Here is an 18,796-nt window from a genome sequence, read left to right on the forward strand (position 1 = left end):
CGCAAAATAGCTACAGAGCGCAGCCTGTCAACGGGATTTGACTGTAACCGCGCGGCGTATCACTGCGAAAATCAGGAAGGCGCCGGCCATGGATGACAGCGCCATCATCAGCCCGCCGGGATTGATGGCGTCCATCAGCGCGCCGGCATAAGGCGGGCTGAACAGCTCTCCCGCGCCATACATGAAAACGAAGGCCGCATTGGCCGCGCCCAGCGCGCCGCCCTTGAACCGCTCGCCCAGCAGGACAAGGCCGATCGTGTACATGCCCACCACGATCCCGGCATAAAAGAAGAACAGGATAAACTGCGCCGCCAGTGCCCCTTCGGTGACCAGAAGCAGCAGGGGAATCAGCGTGCCGCCGATGGCGCAGAGAATCAGCACCTGAAACGCCCCGACGCGGTCGGCCAGCATGCCCAGCGGAAACTGGAACGCGATATTACCGATGGCTGCGGCGAACAGGAATAGCGCCGCAGTCTGTTCGATCAGGCCGATGCGCACGCCATAGACGGATATGAAGTGCATCGATGCCGTCTCGATGGCGCCGAAGAACAGGGCGGCGGCGAAGGCCGTGGGGGCGATCCAGACAGCGCGGGCCAGCGCGAACGGATGCGCGCCTTCACCTTCCGGCGGCTGTACGCCGGGACCGGGGAGGAGGGTGAGAAGCGAGCCTGACGCAAAAATTGCGGCCGCGACAACGAACGGCGCCCAGCCGTCCGGTCCGATAAGCGCCAGCAGAACAGCGCCCAACGCGAAGCCGGCGGACAGGGAGGTCGCGTAAACCCCCATCAGCCGGCCGCGGTGCGCATCCTCGGCCAGCTGGTTTATCCAGACCTCGCTGACGATGAAGACAATGGTCAGGCCGATGCTCAGCGAAAAGCGGAACGCCGCCCAAAGCCACAGATTGTCGGTCAGCGGAAAGGCCAGGAACGACACACCGCAAAGCACGCAGGCAAAGGCCAGCAGGCCGCGCCCCGGCAGCTTTGCCATGATCATGGGCAGCACGGGCGCAAGTATGATGGTCGCCAGCGCCGACATCATCACGTTCCAGCCGGAGATCACGCCGGACCCGGTCATGAATTCCAGATTGAGGGCGATCAGGGGCAGGGACAGACCAAAACCGCAGCCAGTGAGACTGGCTGCGGCGATAGCGGTAATCAGGCTGTTGATGCGCCTTCCGGCAGCGGCGTCCATATATGCCGCCCTCGTTCCATTCGAATATAGGGAACCGGCGCATCGGGCTCATCGAGCCGCCGCCGGACTTCGGCCAGCACAAAGCGCGTAATGGACGGGATGTCCAGAGATTCCGCCTCGTCCAGCGTCACCCAGGCGGTTTCTTCCAGCTCGGGCGTGCAGGGCCCCTGAACGGTCCTGGCGTGTTCGGCCGCGGCCATGAAGAACAAGGCGTCATACCGGATGGGCCGGTAGGGCGGGGTCACGGCCCGCGCGATCAGGCGCAGCGGCGAAATATGGGGCGTCCCGGCGCAGCTATAAAAATCCCGCCAGTCCGCAGGGCGTTTGTGAGGAGCCTCCAGCGGACGGGCGATGGCATAGCCGGTTTCCTCGAACGTCTCGCGAATGGCGGCTGCCGCGGCGGCCTGAACACGCCGTTCCGGCAGCGCGCCTGCCAGGGCCTCAAGCGCGCCGGGATGAATCTCTCCGGCTGTCCTGGCAAAGCTGTCGGCGCGGTCCACACGGCCGCCGGGGAAAACATATTTGTGCGGCATGAAACGCGTGCCGCCATGCCGCTTGCCCATCAGAACGCGCGGATCGCCGGAATCATCCAGCAGGATCAGCGTCGCGGCGAGTTTCGGACGCACGGCGCGTCCGGACATGTTCGCGCTGTGCTTTCGCGTGTCGTCGCCTTTCGGGTCGAAGGCTTTTTTCGGCCCGCTCATTTACCTTTCCGCGGTCCCCCGCGTCCCGGCTTGCCGCCTTTGCCCTTGCCGCGCGGTTTACGGTCGAACTTTCGGCCCGCCCCGCCGCCGCTACGGCCCGGTGCGCCCCCGCCGCGGTGCGGCGGTCCGCCCCGGCCGCCCCCGGAGGGACGTCCGCGTTTGGGTTTGTCGAGGATTTCCAGGATCAGGCCGCCGGTAATCGGCGCGGCTTCCTTCAGGCGCACGGTGACATTCTGGCCCAGCTCGAACCGGCCGCCGGTGCGCCGGCCGATCAGGGCGTGCGCCTTCTCGTCATGATGGAAATAATCGTCGCCGAGCGAGGAGACGGGCGCCAGCCCGTCCGCGCCGGTTTCCGCCAGCCGCACGAAAGCGCCGAAGCGGGTGACGCCGGTAATCCGCCCCTGAAACTCCGAACCGACCCGGTCCGACAGGAAGCTGGCGATATAGCGGTCCACAGAGTCGCGCTCGGCCGCCATGGCCCGGCGCTCTGTATGGGTGATGTCCTCGGCGATGCCCGACAGTTTCGAGGCTTCTTCGTTCGTCTGCCCGTCATCGCCCAGCTTGCACGCCTTGATCAGGCCGCGATGGACGGTGAGGTCCGCATAACGCCGGATGGGGGATGTGAAGTGGGCGTAGCGCTGAAGGTTCAGGCCGAAATGACCGAGATTTTCGGTGGAATAGATCGCCTGTGACTGTGAGCGCAGGACAACCTCGTTCACCACCTCCTCGTAATCGCGATTCCTGGCCTGAGAGAGCAGTTGATTGAATCGCTCCGGCTTCACCGGGCCGCTCATCGACCATTTCATGCCCACTTGCGGCAGATAGTCGGCCAGCGCGGTCAGCTTCTCGCGGCTCGGCTCGTCATGGACGCGATAGATCAGGGGCAGGCGTTTCTGCTCCAGCGTTTCCGCCGCGCAGACATTGGCCTGGATCATGAACTCCTCGATCAGCATGTGCGCCGCGAAGCGCTCATAGCGGGTGATCGAGACGACATTGCCCTGTTCGTCGACGCGCACCTTGCGCTCGGGCGAGTCGATCTCCAGCGGGCTGCGCCGTTGCCGCGCCGTCTTGACCGCCTGATAGGCCTTCCAGAGCGGTTGCAGGGTGGAGGTGACAACGTCGGCGGCTTCCGGCCCCGGATTGCCCTCGAACGCCGCCTGCGCCTGCGCATAGGTCAGGCGGGCGGAGGAGCGCATCAGGCCGCGATGGAAGGTGTGGCCGATCTTGTCGCCGCTGGCGTTGAAGACCATGCGCGCGGCCATGCAGGCGCGATCCTCGTCCGGGCGAAGGGAGCAGAGATCATTGGACAGCCGCTCGGGCAGCATCGGCACGACGCGGTCGGGCATATAGACCGAATTGCCGCGCTTTAGCGCGCCGCGGTCCAGCGGGCTGTTGGGCGTGACGTAATGGGCGACATCGGCGATGGCGACCCACACGACCCAGCCATTCTTGTTCTTCGGATCCTCGTCCGGCTCGGCCAGCACCGCGTCGTCAAAGTCGCGCGCGTCTTCCGGGTCGATGGTGACCAGCGGAAGGTGGCGCAGATCCTCGCGATTCCTGACCGTGGCGGGCTTGGCCTTTTCGGCTTGCTCGATTTCGTTGTCATTGAAGCCTTCCGGCACGCCGTGCGCGGCGAGGGAGATGACAGAGGAGGCGCGCGCCTCGTTCTCATTGCCTACAACTTCGATGATGCGTCCGCTTTTCAGCCCGTGCTGGCGGTCCTTGGCCAGCTCGCAGATGACCAGATCGCCATTTTTCGGACTCAGCGGGCTGTCTTTGGACGGGATCAGCTCGTTCTTGGAGCGCCGGTCGACGGGGACCAGGCGCGGGCGGGAGCCATCCGCGCGATAGACGCACAGGATGCGATGGGCGCTCTGGCCGAGGCGCTTGATCAGCCGGGCGACGGGTTCGCCGTCCTGATCGCGCTCAATCTTCACCAGCGCGCGTTCGCCGACGCCCAGCGCGCCGCCGGCGCGTCCCGACGCGCCCTGACCGGGCGCCATGCGGATCAGCGGATCGCCGGGGTCGGACTTTTCGGGCCGGGCCAGAAGTTCGCCGTCCGTGTCGCGGTCGACAATCTCGACCAGCCGCACGCCGGGGCTGGCGTCGGCGACCGCATAGGTGCGCCGGGCCGTGCGCTGGATGACGCCTTCGGATTCCAGCGCGCTGAGGACGCGCTTGAGGCCGATCCGCTCATCGCCTTTCAGCTTGAGCAGCCGCGCGATCTCGCGTTTGCCGAAATTGCCTTCGCCGCGCCGTATGGCGCGCAAAACCGCGTCGCGGTCGGGTCCGTCCCCGGCCACGGCCTAGTCGGACGCAGCGGCTTTGCTCCCGCCGCTGGCCTTCTTCGCTGCCGGTTTCTTCTTGGCGGCGGTCTTCTTAGCCGCCGGTTTCTTCTTCGCGGCTTTTTTCTTGCCACCCTTACTGGCCTTCTCGGCCAGCAGCGTCACCGCCTGCTCCATCGTCACGTCGCCGGGCTCGACATCCTTGGGCAGGGTGGCGTTGGTTTTCTTGTGCTTCACGTAGGGACCATAGCGGCCCTCCATGACATTCACGGGCCCGCCGCCGTCAGGGTGTTCGCCCAGCTCTTTGAGAACCTGACCGCCGCGCTTGGCCTTCTTCTCGGCGATCAGCGCCACGGCGCGGTTCAGCCCCACCTCGAACACTTCCTCGATAGAGTCGAGATTCGCGTAGATGGATTTGTGCTTCACGTAAGGGCCGTAACGGCCCAGCGCGGCGGTGATCATGTCGCCGTCTTCCGGGTGCTCGCCCACTTCGCGCGGCAGCTTCAACAGGCGCAGCGCCTTTTCCAGATCGATTGTGTCGGGCGGCCAGGTCTTGGGCAGGCTGGACCGGTCCGGCTTGGCGCCTTCTTCCTGCGCCTCGCGCTCCACATAGGGGCCGAAGCGTCCGGTTTTCAGCCAGATTGCCGCGCCCGTTTCGGGGTCCGCGCCCAGCTCCACATCGCCGCCCGCGGCGTCATCGCCTTCCTCGGCGGAGAGGGGGCGGGTGTATTTGCATTCCGGGTAATTCGAGCAGCCAATGAACGCGCCATAACGGCTCAGCTTCAGCGACAGCCGGCCTTCGCCGCATTTGGGGCAGAGCCGCGGATCCTTGCCCTCCTCGGTCTGCTGGAAGAAATGCGGGCCCAGCGCCTCGTCCAGCGCGTCCAGCACCTGTCCGATGCGCAGATCGCCGATATCGTCGACGGAAGCGGAAAATTCCTTCCAGAACGCGTCCAGCAGGGCTTTCCAGTCCAGATCGCCGGCCGAGACCTTGTCCAGCTTTTCCTCAAGGTCGGCCGTGAAGTCATATTCGACATAGCGGCGGAAGAAATTCTCGAGAAACGCGGTGACGATCCGGCCCTTGTCGTCCGGCACGAAGCGGCGCTTTTCCAGCCGCACATAATCGCGGTCCTGCAGAACCGAGATGATGGAGGCGTAGGTGGACGGGCGGCCGATGCCCAGTTCTTCCAGCGTCTTGACCAGCGAGGCTTCGGTGAAGCGGGGCGGGGGCTGGGTGAAGTGCTGCTCGGCCTCGACCTCTTTGGTCTCGGCGTCGTCGCCCTCCGTCACCTTGGGCAGGCGCGTGTCCTCGTCCTTGTCGGCGGAGGCGTAGAGCTTCAGGAAACCATCGAACAGGATGACCGAGCCATTGGCGCGCAGCGTGATCTTCTCATCGCCGGAAACCAGGTCGATGGAGGTCCGCTCGATGGTGGCGGCTTCCATCTGGCTGGCCGTGGCGCGGTTCCAGATCAGGCGGTAGAGCTTGGCGGCGTCCGCATCCAGGCGCACATCCTCGGGCGACCGGTTGAAATCGGTCGGGCGGATCGCTTCGTGCGCTTCCTGCGCGTTCTTGGCCTTGGAGGTGTATTTGCGTGGCGATTTCGGCAGGTATTTGTCGCCGAACTTGCTCTTCACCGCGTCGCGCGACTGGGCGATGGCCTCGCCCGCCATGTCGATGCCGTCCGTCCGCATATAGGTGATCAGCCCGTCCTCATAGAGTTTCTGGGCGATCTGCATGGTACGCTTGGCGGCATAGCCGAGCCGGTTGGACGCGTCCTGTTGTAGCGTGGATGTCGTGAAAGGCGGCGGCGGGTTGCGCTTGGTCGGCTTGGCCTCGACCGCGCCGATCCTGAAGCTGGCGGCTTCAATCTTTTGCTTGGCGTCCGTGGCGGAGGCCTCGTCGGGCAGGCCGAACTTGTCCAGCTTCCCGCCGTCCAGATGCGTCAGCCGCGCCTCGAACGGTTCGGAGCCGCCGGCGCTCGCCTGGGCCTTCAGGGTCCAGTATTCCTCGGCGACGAATTTCTCGATCTCGAACTCGCGTTCACAGATCAGGCGGAGCGCGACCGACTGGACACGGCCCGCGGAGCGCGCGCCGGGCAGCTTGCGCCACAGGACCGGGGAGAGGGTGAAGCCGACCAGATAATCGAGCGCGCGGCGGGCGAGATACGCCTCCACCAGCTCCATATCGATCTGGCGCGGATTCTTCATGGCGTCCAGAACGGCGGTCTTGGTGATGGCGTTAAAGACAACGCGGTCCACCGCGACATCCTTCAGCGCCTTCTTGTTCTTCAGCACCTCCAGCAAGTGCCAGGAAATGGCTTCCCCTTCGCGGTCGGGGTCAGTGGCCAGTATCAGGCGGTCCGATCCCTTCACCGCATCGGCGATTTCCTTCACGCGCTTCTGGGACCTGGTGTCGACCGCCCAGGACATGGCGAAGTCCTCGTCCGGGCGGACGGAGCCATCCTTGGAAGGCAGATCGCGCACGTGTCCGTAGCTCGCGAGCACCTGGTAGTCGCCGCCGAGATATTTATTGATGGTTTTGGCTTTCGCCGGGGACTCAACAACGACAACGTTCATAGGGCGCACGCAACAATCCGTGGAGAATGGCGAGCGAAGCTGGGGGCCGCCTCAAGGCTTGTCAATGCTGAACAGTCAGCTAAGTTCTTAAGGCGCATTAGGTTAAAATTGCAACTTAATCGCGAATACCGGAGAATCCACGCCATGGATGATAATGAAGATGACGGAACGTCTGGCGAGCAATCGCGGCGGCCGGTCGACGCCGCTCAGGTGGCGGAATACGCTTGTTCCTTGAGTGATGAACTGTCCGGGCTTTGCCTTGAGGCCGGCCTGGAGGAACTATCCCAGATTCTGGCGCTGGCGTCTGCAATGGCGGCGCGGCGAAAGATGCCGGCGGGCGCGGTGGATTAGGCGAGTCTCACCGCGCCGCCAGGCTCCAGACTAACCCGGCCCGCCAGTTCCAGTTCGACCAGAGCGGCGAAGACGACCGCAGGCGGCAGACCCGCCTGACGGGCAATCTCGTCCCTGTGGGCGGGCGCGGTCGAGATCAGCGACAAAACATGATCCCGCGCCTCGTCCGCGGCCTTTGCCAGCGCCTCCGGGTCCGGGGGTTTCCCTGCAAAACCCTCACCGGGTTCTCGCAGGGAAAGGCGCGGCAGGTCGCGGATGATTTCCAGCGCCTCGTCAGCGTTCTGCACCAGCGCCGCACCCTGCTGGATCAGCCTGTTTGTCCCGCCCGCGCGCGGATCCAGCGGCGATCCGGGGACGGCCATGACCTCGCGTCCCTGTTCGCCGGCCAGCCGCGCGGTGATCAGGGTGCCGGAGCGTTTGGCCGCCTCCACGACGATCACGCCCAGAGACAGGCCGGAAACAAGCCGGTTGCGACGCGGAAAGTCCCGCGCGGTTGCGCGATAGCCCAGAGGCAGCTCCGAGAGGATGGCGCCGCGCCGCCGGATTTCATCGTAAAGCGCCTCCGCTTCGCGCGGATAAATATGGTCCAGACCGCCCGCCAGAACCGCCGCCGTTCCGGTTTCCAGCGCTGCGGCGTGCGCCGCCGAATCCACGCCCCGCGCCATGCCGGAAACCACCATCAACCCGGCTTCGCCAAGGCCGCGCGCAAAATCGCCCGCCATGCGCAAACCCACCGCCGAAGCGTTGCGGGAGCCGACTATGGCGACACAATCGCGCGTCAGCAGGGCCGGGTCGCCCAGAACTGAAATGACAGGCGGGGGCGGGTCGAGCGCCGCCAGCGCATCCGGAAAGCCCGGCTCGATCGCGGCGATTATCCGTCCGCCCATCCGGTTTGTCCGGTCCATTTCCCGGTCGATCTCGGCGGGTTTGGGGATTCGCATCGGATCCACCCGGCCGCCCCGTTTGGCCAGCGCGGGCAGGGCGTCCAGCGCGGCGGACGCATCCTGATAGCGTTCAATGAGAGCATGGAAGGTAACCGGCCCGACATTCGGGGTCCGGGCGAGGCGGACCCAGTCGCGCTTTCCGGCGGCGCTCAGCTCACGCCGCATCGGTCTCTTTCTTCTTGGCGCCGATTTTCGGCTCTTCGCCTTTGAACAGGCGCGCGATGTTTGACCGGTGACGCCAGAAAATCACGATGATCATCACGGCGAAGGCCGTAGCCAGTTCGGGACGATGCGCCGCCAGCGCCAGCAGGGGCGCGGCGGCGGCGGCGATCAGCGCCGCCAGCGAGGAATAACCGAACAGGGCGGCGGCGGAGAGCCAGAGACCGCAGAGCATCAGTCCCAGCGGGAAGGACAGGGCCAGCGATACGCCGAAGAAGGTCGCCACGCCTTTGCCGCCCTTGAATTTCAACCACACGGGATAGCAATGGCCGATAAACGCCGCCGCGCCCGCGGCGGCGGCCTCGGGCCGTTCGAAAACCGCCCATGCGGCCAGCGCCGCGATGGCCGCTTTGCCGGAGTCCAGGATCAGCGTCGCCGCGGCCAGGTCCTTGCGCCCGGTCCGCAGGACATTGGTCGCGCCGATATTGCCGGAACCCTGTGCACGTATATCGCCCAGCCCGGCCGCCCGCGTGATCACCAGTCCAAAGGGGATCGAGCCAAGGAGGTACCCGCACAGCAGGGATATAATCAGGGTGAGGGCGGTCATGCGCGCGCCTCCATCAAAAGCTCCAGAACCGCCATGCGCACCGCGACGCCCGATTCCACCTGAGCGCGGATGACGCTGCGGGGATGGTCGGCGACCTCGCTGGTGATCTCGACATCGCGGTTCATCGGGCCGGGATGCATGATGAGGGCGTCCGGTTTCGCGCGGCCCAGACGGCCGGCGTCCAGCCGCCAGTCGCGCACATAATCCTCCAGATGCGGCGCCTGGTTCTCGCCCATGCGCTCGCGCTGGATGCGCAACATCATAACCGCGTCGCAGCCCTGCAGGGCGGTGTCGAAGTCATTGAATGTTTCAGCGGCGGTCGATTCCGGCAGGAAGACTTCCGGCCCGGCCACCCGCACGTCCGCCCCCAGCTGAGTCAGCAGGGGAATATCGGATCCGGCCACGCGGCTGTGAGCGATATCCCCGCAGATCAAAATGCGCCGGCCCTCCAGAGATCCCCATTTCTGTTGCAGGGTGAAGGCGTCCAGCAGGGCCTGGGTCGGGTGCTCCGCCACGCCGTCCCCGGCATTGACCACGCTGGCCGAGACCAGTTCGCTGGCCGCGCGCGCCGCGCCGATTTCCCGGTGGCGCACGATGATGGCGTCGGGCTGCATGGCGTCGACCGTATAGAGCGTGTCCTCGAACGACTCGCCTTTCTTCACAGACGACTCGGCCAGCGGCAGGGTCGCCACGTCCGCGCCCAGACGCTTGCCCGCCAGTTCGAAAGAAAGAAGCGTGCGGGTGGAGGGTTCGAAGAACAGATTGACGATGCTGCGCCCGGTCAGCGCGTCCGTGCGTTTTCCCGTTTCCCGGTTTCGCCGCCAGTGGTTTTCAGCCCGCGCGAATATCTCTTTGACCTCGGCGGCGCTCAAGGCGTTCACCGAAATCAGGTGTCTGTGCGGGAAGGGCGGTATCGTGGCAGCCATGGATCGCTCGGCGTGAAGGTCGCTGCGCTGCTTAGCGCGAGGGTTGCCGGCGCGGCAAGCCGTCATGACCGGATTGCGCCCAGCCGGTCGATGGCGCTTTGCAGGATAATCGCCGCGGCGGTCTGATCGCGCAAACTCCGGCGCTGCGCAGGCTTTACGCCTGCTTCCGCCATGGCGTCATCGGCGGCGGCTGAACTGAGGCGTTCATCGTGCATTGCGATCGCAATATCGCGATGTTTGAGAATATTTCGTGCGAACGCCCGGGCAGATTGGGCGCGCGGCCCCTCGGACCCGTCCATATTGACCGGAAGCCCGATCACCAGACCGGCGCACTGGCGTGAATCATAGAGCGTAAACAGCGCCGTCAGGTCGGCCGCCAGTTTCGTACGGTGAATCGTATCCAATGCGGTGGCGATGGAGCGGCGCGGGTCGCAGACCGCCACGCCGATGCGCTTTGCGCCCGGGTCCACGCCCAGAAGCGCCCCCTCAGAAGGCAGGTTTTCAAGGTCTGTAAGGCTCATTACGGTCCAGTCTGGCCGGGTTTTTCGCTTGGGGAAACCTGTTTCACATCCGTGCGTTATAATCAGTTCACACGCTTGGGGAGGCGTAGCTGATCAATGACGGGTTCCCCGCGAACACCGGAGCCTTGCTTGGAAAATTCTGAATCTGCCGAACCGCCGGTGAGAGATCCCGGCGACATCAACACCATTGACGATATCGGGAACCGCGCCATCCAGTCCTGGATATTCGCGCTGCTGATCTGCATGTTCCTGCTGGTTGCGGGATCCACCCTGTATTTCGCCAAACCGTTCCTGATGCCTGTCGCGGTGGCGTTCGTGTTGAGCGTCCTGTTGGCGCCCGCCATGGCCATGATCGAAAAAACCGGCCTGCCCTCCGGCATAGCCGCGCTGGGGCTGGTCGGGGCGCTGTGCGCGGGAATTTATTTCGGGTTTTCATTTATCGCCCAGCCCGCCGCCAGCTGGGCCGAGAACGCGCCGCAATATATCGAGCAGGCCAGCGACAAGCTGAGCGGGGTGAAGCAGCCGATCTCCTCGGTCCAGTCGCTGTCGGAAGAGGTCAAGCAGATAACCTCTGTTTCACAGCGCGAAACCGCTGATGAAGTCGTTGTGCGCGCCCCCGGACTGGCCGAAAGCCTGACCTCTTCCATGGGCCGCGCCGTGGTGCAGACCCTGTTCGTTCTGGCCCTGACCTATTTCATTCTCGCCACCCGCACGGAGTTGCGTTTGAAGCTGATCGCCGCGCGCCGCAGCATCAGCGGCAAGCTGCATACTGCGCGCATGTTCCGCGACGTGGAGCGCAGCGTGGGCAGCTATATTTTTACGATGGCGCTGATCAATGCCGGGCTTGGCGTGGCGGTCGGATTGGCGATGTATTTTCTGGACATGCCGCGCCCGATCATGTGGGGCGGCATCGCGGCGGCGCTGAACTTCATCCCCTATATCGGCCCGATCATCACCGCCTCCCTGCTGGCGCTGGTCGGCATCATCAATACCGAAACCCTGACCGAGGCCGCCATTCCGCCGCTGGTCTATCTGGGGCTGAACTTTATCGAAGGCAGTTTCGTCACCCCGCTGACGCTGGGCGCGCGGCTGACGCTGAATCCGCTGGCCATTCTGCTGGCTGTGAGCTTCTGGACATGGCTGTGGGGGCCGGTGGGAGCGCTGATTTCCGTGCCGCTGCTGGTCATGCTGAAGGCCCTCAGCGCGCACACGGAAATGCTGCATCCGTTCAGCCTTTTGCTGGGCGGCACGATTCCAAGACCGCGAAAACACGGATGGGCCATAAAAAAGCCGCGGCCCTAGAGCCGCGGCTTTTCCTGTCTGCGAAGGAACGCGGCCGATTACTCGGCGTCGTCCAGTGAACGCACTTCCACCTCGCCGATATTCAGCGCGCGGATCGGTTCCTCGATCTGTTCGCGGTCGCCAATGATCATCCAGACAAGCTGGTCCGGCTTGACCACTTCCTCGGCCGCGGCGCCCACATCTTCGAGCGTCAGCGCCTCATAGGTCGGCTTGATCGTCACCGGATAGTCCAGCGGACGGTTCAGCGTATGGCTGGACATCAGGCTGCCGAGCACCGCGCCGCCGGTTTCATACTGGCCGGGCAGGGCGCGCGTGTTGTTCTTGACCACGCGGGCCAGTTCCTCGGAGGTGACCGGACGGTCGGTGGTGACGCCCGTCAGCTCGTTCCGCAGCTCGGTGATGGAGTCGGCGGTGCGGTCTGTCTGAACCGGGGCGTAGACCATGAAAGGCCGCTGGTTCGTGGCGCCGGAAATGAAGGTATAGGCGCCATAGGCCCAGCCCTTGTCCTCACGCAGGTTCATGTTGACCCGCGCGCTGAACTGACCGCCCAGGGCGTCGTTCATCGCGCTGATCGCCTCGTTGTTCTCGGCGGTGCCCGGAGGGGCCAGCTCGCCGGCGAGGATCATGGTCTGCGGCGAACCCGGACGATCCACGATGATCACGCGGCTCGACTCAGGATTGGAGACGGTCGGGACGTCCTTTTCAGGCTTGGCCGTTTCCGGCGCGGCCCAGCTGCCGAACTCGGCTTCCAGGACCGGCTGAATTTCTTCCATTGTCGTGTCGCCCACAACGAAGATCGTGGCGTTGTCCGGACGCAGCCAGGCGTCCTTGTAGGCGGCCAGATCTTCCTTGGTGAAACCGGAAACCGCCTCGGTCGTGCCGGAACCGGTGAACGGAACGCCGTAAGGATGCCCGTCGCCATAAATTTCCGGCGGCAGCAGGCGCAGCGCCATGCCGACCGGCTGGGCTTTCTCCTGCTCAATACCGGCCAGCGTGATGCCGCGCACCCGCTCGAGTTCATTCTCCGGGAAGGTCGGGGTCTTGATGATGGTCCCGGCCAGCGAGACCGTCTCTTCCAGATTGTCCGTCAGGGCGGAGAAGGTGACGGTGGAGGAGTCGAGATTGGAGCCTGAGGAGAACTCCGCCCCCAGATCTTCCAGAGAGGCGGCGATATCCAGCGCACCCATCTCGCCCGCGCCTTCGTCCAGCATGCTCATCGTGAAGCTGGAAAGCCCGGTCTTGTCCGCGCCCATTACGGTGTCGGAGGCATAGCCGGCGTCGAAACGCACCGCGATATCAACCTGCGGAACCGCGTCGCGGCGGGCGAAGATCACGTTGATGCCGTTGGAAAGCTCGGCCTGCTGCACGTCCGGCCATTCAAGATCCGGCGTGGTGTTCACCTGCGGCAGGGCGGAACGGTCGGCTCCGTCCTCGGCCACCTGATAATCCCCAAACGGGGTCACGGTGATCTGGTGGAAGCCGTTGGAGATCCACTCATTCGCGGCGGATTTCACGTCAGCGGGCGAGGCTTCGTTCTGCCACTCCAGGCGGGTTTTCCAGAATCCCGGATCGCCGGCATAGACTTCGCTCTGAGCCAGCGTAACGGCCTTGCCGCCGAAGCCGCCAATCTCTTCCAGACCGCGCACGGTGCTGGCGTTATATTTGGTCTTGGCGCGTTTCAGCTCGTCCGCGGTGGGGCCGTTCGCCAGGAAGTCGGACACGATGTCGTCGATCATCGCGTCGACTTCTTCGGGATCCTGCCCCTCTTTCAGCGTCACCTGAATTTCGAAGAAGCTGGCCTGTTCCTGCTCCTGCAGATAGGCCACGGCATTATTGGCGACCTGCTTGTCATAGACCAGCTCCTTGTAGAGCCGGGAATTCTTGCCGTTGCCCAGAACCATTGCGGCCAGGTCCAGGTCCGCCGCGGTTTCGGTGGTGCGGCCCGGCGTGACCCAGGTGCGGTAGATACGGGCCTGCGGCACGCGGTCCTGCATGGTCTGGAACGTATCGCGCTCGCGGATCGGCACGTTCTGCTGGCCTTTCGGGATCGGGTCCCCGGCCAGCGCGGCGCCGAAATAGGTCTGCATCTTCTCGCGGACTTCATCGACGGTGATGTCGCCAGCCACGACGACCACGGTGTTGGTCGCGCCATAGTATTTCTTGAACCATTCCTGCGCGTCTTCCAGCGAGGCGTCGGTCAGGTCCTGCATCGAACCGATCGTGGAGTGACGATAGGGGGTGGCCGGCGGGGAACAACGCCTCCAGCTGTTCATACTCGACAAGGCCGTAGGGCTGGTTGTCGCCCTGGCGCTTTTCGTTCTTCACCACGTCGCGTTGTTCGTCCAGCTTCGCCTGGTCCAGCGCCGGAAGCAGATTGATCATCCGGTCGGACTCCATCCACAGCGCCATGTCGACGGCGGTGGTCGGAACGGTCTGGAAATAGTTCGTGCGGTCGAACCAGGTCGTGCCGTTCATGCCGGTCGCGCCGACATCCTCGAACGGGCCGAAATAGTCCTGATTATAGTTTTCCGACCCGTTGAACATGATGTGTTCGAACAGGTGCGCGAAGCCGGTCTTCCCGTCCGGCTCGTCGCCGGAACCGACATGATACCAGACGCTGACCGCCACGACCGGCGCCTTGTGGTCTTCGTGGACCACCACGGTCAGGCCGTTATCCAGGGTGAATTTCTCGAACGGGATATCCACGTCCGGAATTTCTACATTGGCTTCCGCCGACTTGTCGCCGCGCCTGGCGCGCTTTTCGGCCTTGTCAGGCGCCGCGGCGTTGTTTTCGGCCTGCGCGGCGTTGTCGTTGGATGTATTGGCGGCGAGATTCTGGTCGTCGCAGGCCGCGGCCAGCAACAGAACGCTTCCCGCGATTCCGGAAAGACAGATAGATTTGAACATGATCAAGGGACCCCCAGCTGATCGGACACGATAGTCGGGCGGCATTTGAGCGCGGGTCAGGCCCGCCCCGCAAGGGGCGGTTGCAAATCTTACAAAGGTTTAAGCTTGGCCGGCGCGAAGGCGCACAGGCCTGACTGGCGCAGGCTTCTTGCCGCATGGGCGGCCCTCTGATAGCGAACAGGCTCCTTACCTCATGCAAATCACGAAAAGCGGGACATGTCGGTCACCAAAGACGAAGTTCGCCACATCGCCCATCTCGCGCGCCTGCGCGTGTCCGAGGATCGCCTCGACACGCTGGCCAGCGAGTTGAACGGAATTCTGGACTGGATCGAGCAGCTCGACGAAGTCGATGTCGAGGGCGTCGAGGCGATGACCACGGCTGTCGAATCCTCGCTGCCGATGCGGGAAGACAAGGTCACGGCGGCGGGCGACCGCGACGCCGTCCTGAAGAATGCGCCGAAGTCCGAAGAGGGCTTCTTCGTCGTGCCGAAGGCTGTGGAATGAGCAAGCTGATCGAATTCACGCTGACCGAGGCGCTGGAAGGTCTCGAAAAGGGCGAGTTCACCGCGCGGGAGCTGACCCAGACGCATCTGGACGCCATTGGCGCCGCCGCGCCCCTGAACGCGTTTATCACCGACACGTCGGAGCGCGCACTCAGCATGGCTGACGCCAGCGACGAGCGCCGCAAGAAGGGCGAGGCGGGCCTGATCGAGGGCGCGCCTATCGCCGTGAAGGATCTGTTCTGCACGGTCGGCGCGCGCACCGCGGCGGCCAGCAATATCCTTGGCGAATTCGATCCGCCCTATGAGTCCACGATCACCGCCAATCTCTGGAAAGAGGGCGGGGTTATGATCGGCAAGGTGAACATGGACGAATTCGCCATGGGCTCGTCCAACGAACATTCCCGTTACGGCCCGGTCGTCAGCCCCTGGCGGCGCGACGGCAAGAACGACAAGCTGGTCCCCGGCGGCTCCTCCGGCGGTTCGGCGGCGGCGGTTTCCGCCGATCTCTGTCTTGGGGCGCCCGGCACCGATACCGGCGGCTCCATCCGCCAGCCCGCGGCCTTTACCGGCATTGTCGGCGTGAAGCCGACCTATGGCCTGTGCTCGCGCTTCGGCGTGGTGGCGTTCGCCTCCTCGCTGGATCATCCGGGTCCGCTGGCCAAGACGGTGGAGGATTCCGCGATCCTGCTTCGCAGCATGGCCGGGCACGACAAGAACGATTCCACCTCTCTGGACGTGGAAATCCCGGATTACGCGGCGGCCGTGGGCCGTTCCGTCAAAGGCCTGAAAGTCGGCGTGCCGGCGGAATACCAGGTCGACGGCATGCCGGACGAAATCCGCGACCTCTGGAATCAGGGCGTGGAGTGGCTGAAGGAAGCGGGCGCGGAATGCGTCGACGTCTCCCTGCCGCACACAAAGTATGCGCTTCCGGCCTATTATATCGTCGCCCCGGCGGAGGCATCCTCCAACCTCGCCCGCTATGACGGCATGCGCTATGGCGCGCGGGTGGAGAAGGACGGTCTGGTGCCGACCTATGAAGCGACCCGCGGCGAAGGCTTCGGGGCGGAGGTCCAGCGCCGCGTTCTGATCGGCACCTATGTGCTCTCGGCCGGCTATTACGACGCCTATTATCTGAAGGCCCAGAAGGTGCGTCAGCGCATCCTGCAGGACTTCCGCGACACGTTCGAGAATGTTGATGTGCTGCTGACCCCGGCCACGCCCTCGGCCGCCTTCGGGTTTGGCGAGCGCGACGCCGACCCGATCCAGATGTATCTGAACGACATCTTCACGGTGACAGCGAACCTGGCCGGCGTTCCGGCCATCTCGGTCCCGGCCGGGCTGGACAATCAGGGCTTGCCGCTGGGTCTGCAGCTGATCGCTCCGGCGCTGGGCGAGGAGACGATGTTCGCCGCCGCCGGCGCGCTGGAAAAAGCCGCCAACTTCTCGGCCAAGCCGAAACGCTGGTGGGAGTCCGCCTGATGGGTTCGGCGCTCGAAAACGCTCCGAAGATTTCCGGGTCTTCGATCATCACCGGCGCGATCCTGCTGATCGCCGGCGTGCTGATCGTCACCGAGAAGGTCGATGCGCCGATGGCGCTGGGCATTGTGATCAGCGTCATGGGCCTGTTCGGCCTGCTGTTTGGTTTCACCGTATCCTCGGCGCGGCGCATGATTGCCGCGCTGCAGGCCAAAGACGAGGAGGCGCGCTAGATGAGCGAGCCCCGTTATCTCATCCCCGGCGCCACGGGCGACTGGGAAGTCGTGCTGGGCCTTGAGGTCCACGCGCAGGTCCTGTCCACCGCCAAGCTGTTCTCCGGCGCCTCGACCGATTTCGGCGCGCAGCCCAACAGCCAGGTCGCGCTGCTGGACGCCGGCCTGCCGGGCACGCTGCCCGTCATCAATCGCAAATGCGTGGAGCAAGCGATCCGCACCGGCCTGGGCCTGAAGGCGCAGATCAATGAATGGTCGCGCTTCGACCGCAAGAACTATTTCTACCCCGACCTGCCGCTCGGCTATCAGATCAGCCAGTTCGCCCACCCCATTGTCGGCGAGGGCGAGATCGACGTCGAGGTCGAGGAAGGCGAGTGGATCAAGGTCGGGATCGAGCGCCTGCATCTGGAGCAGGACGCCGGCAAGTCCATTCACGATCTGGACCCGGCCTCGACCTATGTGGACCTGAACCGCGCGGGCGTGGCGCTGATGGAGATTGTCTCCAAGCCGCACATGCGCTCCCCGGCCGCGGCGGCGGCTTTCGTGCGCACGCTGCGGGAGATTCTGCGCAGTCTCGGCACGTGCGGCGGCGACATGGAGAAGGGCCAGATGCGGGCAGACGTGAACGTCTCCGTCTGCAAGCCGGGTCAGTATGAAAAATTCCGCGAGACGGACGATTTCTCCCATCTCGGTACGCGGTGCGAGCTGAAGAACCTCAACTCCATGCGCTTCATCCAGCAGGCCATCGAGTATGAGGCCCGCCGTCAGATCGAGATTATCGAGGATGGCGGCAAGGTGGATCAGGAGACCCGCCTGTTCGACACGGTGAAGGGCGAGACCCGCTCCATGCGCTCCAAGGAAGAGGCGCACGACTACCGCTATTTCCCGGACCCGGACCTGCTGCCTCTGGTTCTCGACCCGGCCTGGATCAAGGAAATCCAGGAGTCGCTGCCCGAGCTTCCCAACGAGAAGCGCGAGCGGTTCGAGAAGGATTATGGCCTGTCCGCCTATGACGCCGCCGTCCTGACCTCCGACACCGACCGCGGCCGTTATTATGAGGCCGTGGTGGAAACTGGCGCGGACCCGAAACTGGCCGCCAACTGGGTGAATAACGAACTTTATGGCCGCCTGAACAAGGAAGACGTGGATATCGCCGACTCCCCGGTCTCGGCGGCCCAGATCGGCGGCGTGATCAAGCTGATCACCGATGGCACGATCTCCAGCAAGGCGGCCAAGGACGTCTTCGAGATTCTCTGGGAGAAGGGGGGCGACCCGGCCGAGATCGTCGAGCGCGAGGGCCTGAAACAGGTCTCCGACACCGGTGAGCTGGAAGCCATCGTCGACAAGATCATCGCCGAGAACCCGGAACAGGCCGAACAGGTGAAGGAAAAGCCCAAGGCCATGGGCTGGTTTGTCGGTCAGGTGATGAAGGCTTCCGGCGGCAAGGCCAACCCGCAGGCGGTGAACGAAATTCTCCGCAAGAAGCTGGGGCTTTAGGGTGACGCGGCGCCTCGTCGTCGCCATCACCGGCGCCTCCGGCGCGGCCTTTGGCGTGCGCGCGCTCGAGGCGCTTCAGGGCGTGGACGGCGTGGAGACGCATCTGGTCGTTTCCAAGGCCGGCGCGTTGACCGCTTATTCGGAACTCGGCCTCGAGCTGAAAGACCTGAAGGCGAAGGCCGATGTCGCCTATGACAATAACGATATCGGCGCGGCCATCGCCTCGGGTTCTTTCGTCACGGACGGCATGATCATCGCCCCGTGCTCGGCGAAGACGCTGGGCGCGCTGGCCAACGGTCTCTGCGATAATCTCGTCGCCCGCGCCGCCGATGTAATCCTGAAGGAGCGCCGCCGTCTGGTGATGCTGTTCCGCGAAACGCCCCTGCATCTGGCCCATATCCGCAACATGGAGGCGGTGACCGAGATGGGCGCCATCGTTTATCCGCCGGTGCCGGCCCTCTACGCCAGACCCGACAGCATCGAGACCATGGTGGACCACACGGTCGGCCGCGTCCTCGACCTGTTCGATATCGACGCGGACATGGTCAATCGCTGGTCCGGGGTGCGCGGCCAGTGAGGGATCTCGTCTTTCAGGCCGCCGATATTCCGTCCG

General features: G+C 64.5%; 17 protein-coding genes. 7 read left to right on the top strand and 10 right to left on the bottom strand.

The window, feature by feature from the left end:
• Positions 1–27: 27 nt before the first annotated feature.
• The 4 genes from L338_RS13670 to topA are packed head-to-tail and all read right to left on the bottom strand — an operon-like array spanning position 28 to position 6,757.
• Positions 28–1,191: an MFS transporter gene (locus tag L338_RS13670; RefSeq protein WP_022698957.1), complete on the bottom strand. Its 1,164-nt coding sequence runs from the start codon at positions 1,189–1,191 to the stop codon at positions 28–30.
• Positions 1,155–1,895, bottom strand: coding sequence for an NUDIX hydrolase (locus tag L338_RS13675; RefSeq protein ID WP_022698958.1), 741 nt, complete (start codon positions 1,893–1,895; stop codon positions 1,155–1,157). The genes L338_RS13670 and L338_RS13675 overlap by 37 nt, the downstream gene beginning before the upstream one ends.
• Positions 1,892–4,198, bottom strand: coding sequence for a ribonuclease R (gene rnr, locus L338_RS13680; RefSeq protein WP_022698959.1), 2,307 nt, complete (start codon positions 4,196–4,198; stop codon positions 1,892–1,894). Before rnr ends, L338_RS13675 begins: the two co-directional genes overlap by 4 nt.
• Before the next feature lie 3 nt (positions 4,199–4,201).
• The gene (gene topA / locus L338_RS13685) at positions 4,202–6,757 is read right to left on the bottom strand and encodes a type I DNA topoisomerase (protein WP_022698960.1); all 2,556 of its coding nucleotides are present in this window, start codon (positions 6,755–6,757) and stop codon (positions 4,202–4,204) included.
• A 144-nt stretch (positions 6,758–6,901) separates the two neighbouring features.
• Here topA and L338_RS13690 point away from each other — a divergent pair, with 144 nt between their 5' ends.
• Positions 6,902–7,108 (top strand): hypothetical protein, encoded by a 207-nt coding sequence (locus L338_RS13690; RefSeq protein WP_022698961.1) that lies wholly within the window; start codon positions 6,902–6,904, stop codon positions 7,106–7,108.
• On the opposite strand, the gene dprA is transcribed toward L338_RS13690, so the two are convergent.
• From dprA to ruvX, 4 genes are all read right to left on the bottom strand, one after another.
• Positions 7,105–8,217, bottom strand: coding sequence for a DNA-processing protein DprA (gene dprA / locus L338_RS13695; RefSeq protein ID WP_022698962.1), 1,113 nt, complete (start codon positions 8,215–8,217; stop codon positions 7,105–7,107). The genes L338_RS13690 and dprA overlap by 4 nt on opposite strands.
• Entirely contained in the window at positions 8,207–8,818 is a 612-nt protein-coding gene (gene plsY, locus L338_RS13700) for a glycerol-3-phosphate 1-O-acyltransferase PlsY (RefSeq protein ID WP_022698963.1), read from the bottom strand. Before plsY ends, dprA begins: the two co-directional genes overlap by 11 nt.
• Positions 8,815–9,744, bottom strand: coding sequence for an aspartate carbamoyltransferase catalytic subunit (locus L338_RS13705; RefSeq protein ID WP_022698964.1), 930 nt, complete (start codon positions 9,742–9,744; stop codon positions 8,815–8,817). Before L338_RS13705 ends, plsY begins: the two co-directional genes overlap by 4 nt.
• Positions 9,745–9,806: 62 nt before the next feature.
• Entirely contained in the window at positions 9,807–10,265 is a 459-nt protein-coding gene (ruvX, locus tag L338_RS13710) for a Holliday junction resolvase RuvX (protein ID WP_022698965.1), read from the bottom strand.
• A gap of 129 nt (positions 10,266–10,394) precedes the next feature.
• Here ruvX and L338_RS13715 point away from each other — a divergent pair, with 129 nt between their 5' ends.
• Complete coding sequence (locus L338_RS13715) at positions 10,395–11,567, top strand: AI-2E family transporter (RefSeq protein WP_022698966.1); 1,173 nt, start codon at positions 10,395–10,397, stop codon at positions 11,565–11,567.
• 38 nt (positions 11,568–11,605) lie between these two features.
• On the opposite strand, the gene L338_RS13720 is transcribed toward L338_RS13715, so the two are convergent.
• Positions 11,606–13,777, bottom strand: a complete 2,172-nt coding sequence (locus L338_RS13720; RefSeq protein WP_241762265.1) for a M16 family metallopeptidase — start codon at positions 13,775–13,777, stop codon at positions 11,606–11,608.
• A complete protein-coding gene (locus tag L338_RS18025; protein WP_241762266.1) occupies positions 13,668–14,474 on the bottom strand; it encodes a M16 family metallopeptidase in 807 nt (268 codons plus the stop codon). Before L338_RS18025 ends, L338_RS13720 begins: the two co-directional genes overlap by 110 nt.
• Before the next feature lie 216 nt (positions 14,475–14,690).
• Between L338_RS18025 and gatC the strand changes: the two genes are divergently transcribed.
• The 5 genes from gatC to L338_RS13745 are packed head-to-tail and all read left to right on the top strand — an operon-like array spanning position 14,691 to position 18,760.
• Positions 14,691–14,978 (top strand): Asp-tRNA(Asn)/Glu-tRNA(Gln) amidotransferase subunit GatC, encoded by a 288-nt coding sequence (gatC, locus tag L338_RS13725; RefSeq protein ID WP_022698967.1) that lies wholly within the window; start codon positions 14,691–14,693, stop codon positions 14,976–14,978.
• Positions 14,975–16,456 (top strand): Asp-tRNA(Asn)/Glu-tRNA(Gln) amidotransferase subunit GatA, encoded by a 1,482-nt coding sequence (gatA, locus tag L338_RS13730; RefSeq protein WP_022698968.1) that lies wholly within the window; start codon positions 14,975–14,977, stop codon positions 16,454–16,456. The genes gatC and gatA overlap by 4 nt, the downstream gene beginning before the upstream one ends.
• Positions 16,456–16,686, top strand: a complete 231-nt coding sequence (locus L338_RS13735; protein WP_022698969.1) for a hypothetical protein — start codon at positions 16,456–16,458, stop codon at positions 16,684–16,686. The genes gatA and L338_RS13735 overlap by 1 nt, the downstream gene beginning before the upstream one ends.
• On the top strand, positions 16,687–18,183 hold the full coding sequence (gatB, locus tag L338_RS13740) for an Asp-tRNA(Asn)/Glu-tRNA(Gln) amidotransferase subunit GatB (protein WP_022698970.1): 1,497 nt from the start codon (positions 16,687–16,689) through the stop codon (positions 18,181–18,183).
• Position 18,184: 1 nt separating this feature from the next.
• Complete coding sequence (locus tag L338_RS13745) at positions 18,185–18,760, top strand: UbiX family flavin prenyltransferase (RefSeq protein ID WP_022698971.1); 576 nt, start codon at positions 18,185–18,187, stop codon at positions 18,758–18,760.
• Positions 18,761–18,796: the final 36 nt, after the last annotated feature.

Origin of the sequence: Euryhalocaulis caribicus, from assembly GCF_000412185.1 — a bacterium.
Taxonomy (GTDB): domain Bacteria; phylum Pseudomonadota; class Alphaproteobacteria; order Caulobacterales; family Maricaulaceae; genus Euryhalocaulis; species Euryhalocaulis caribicus.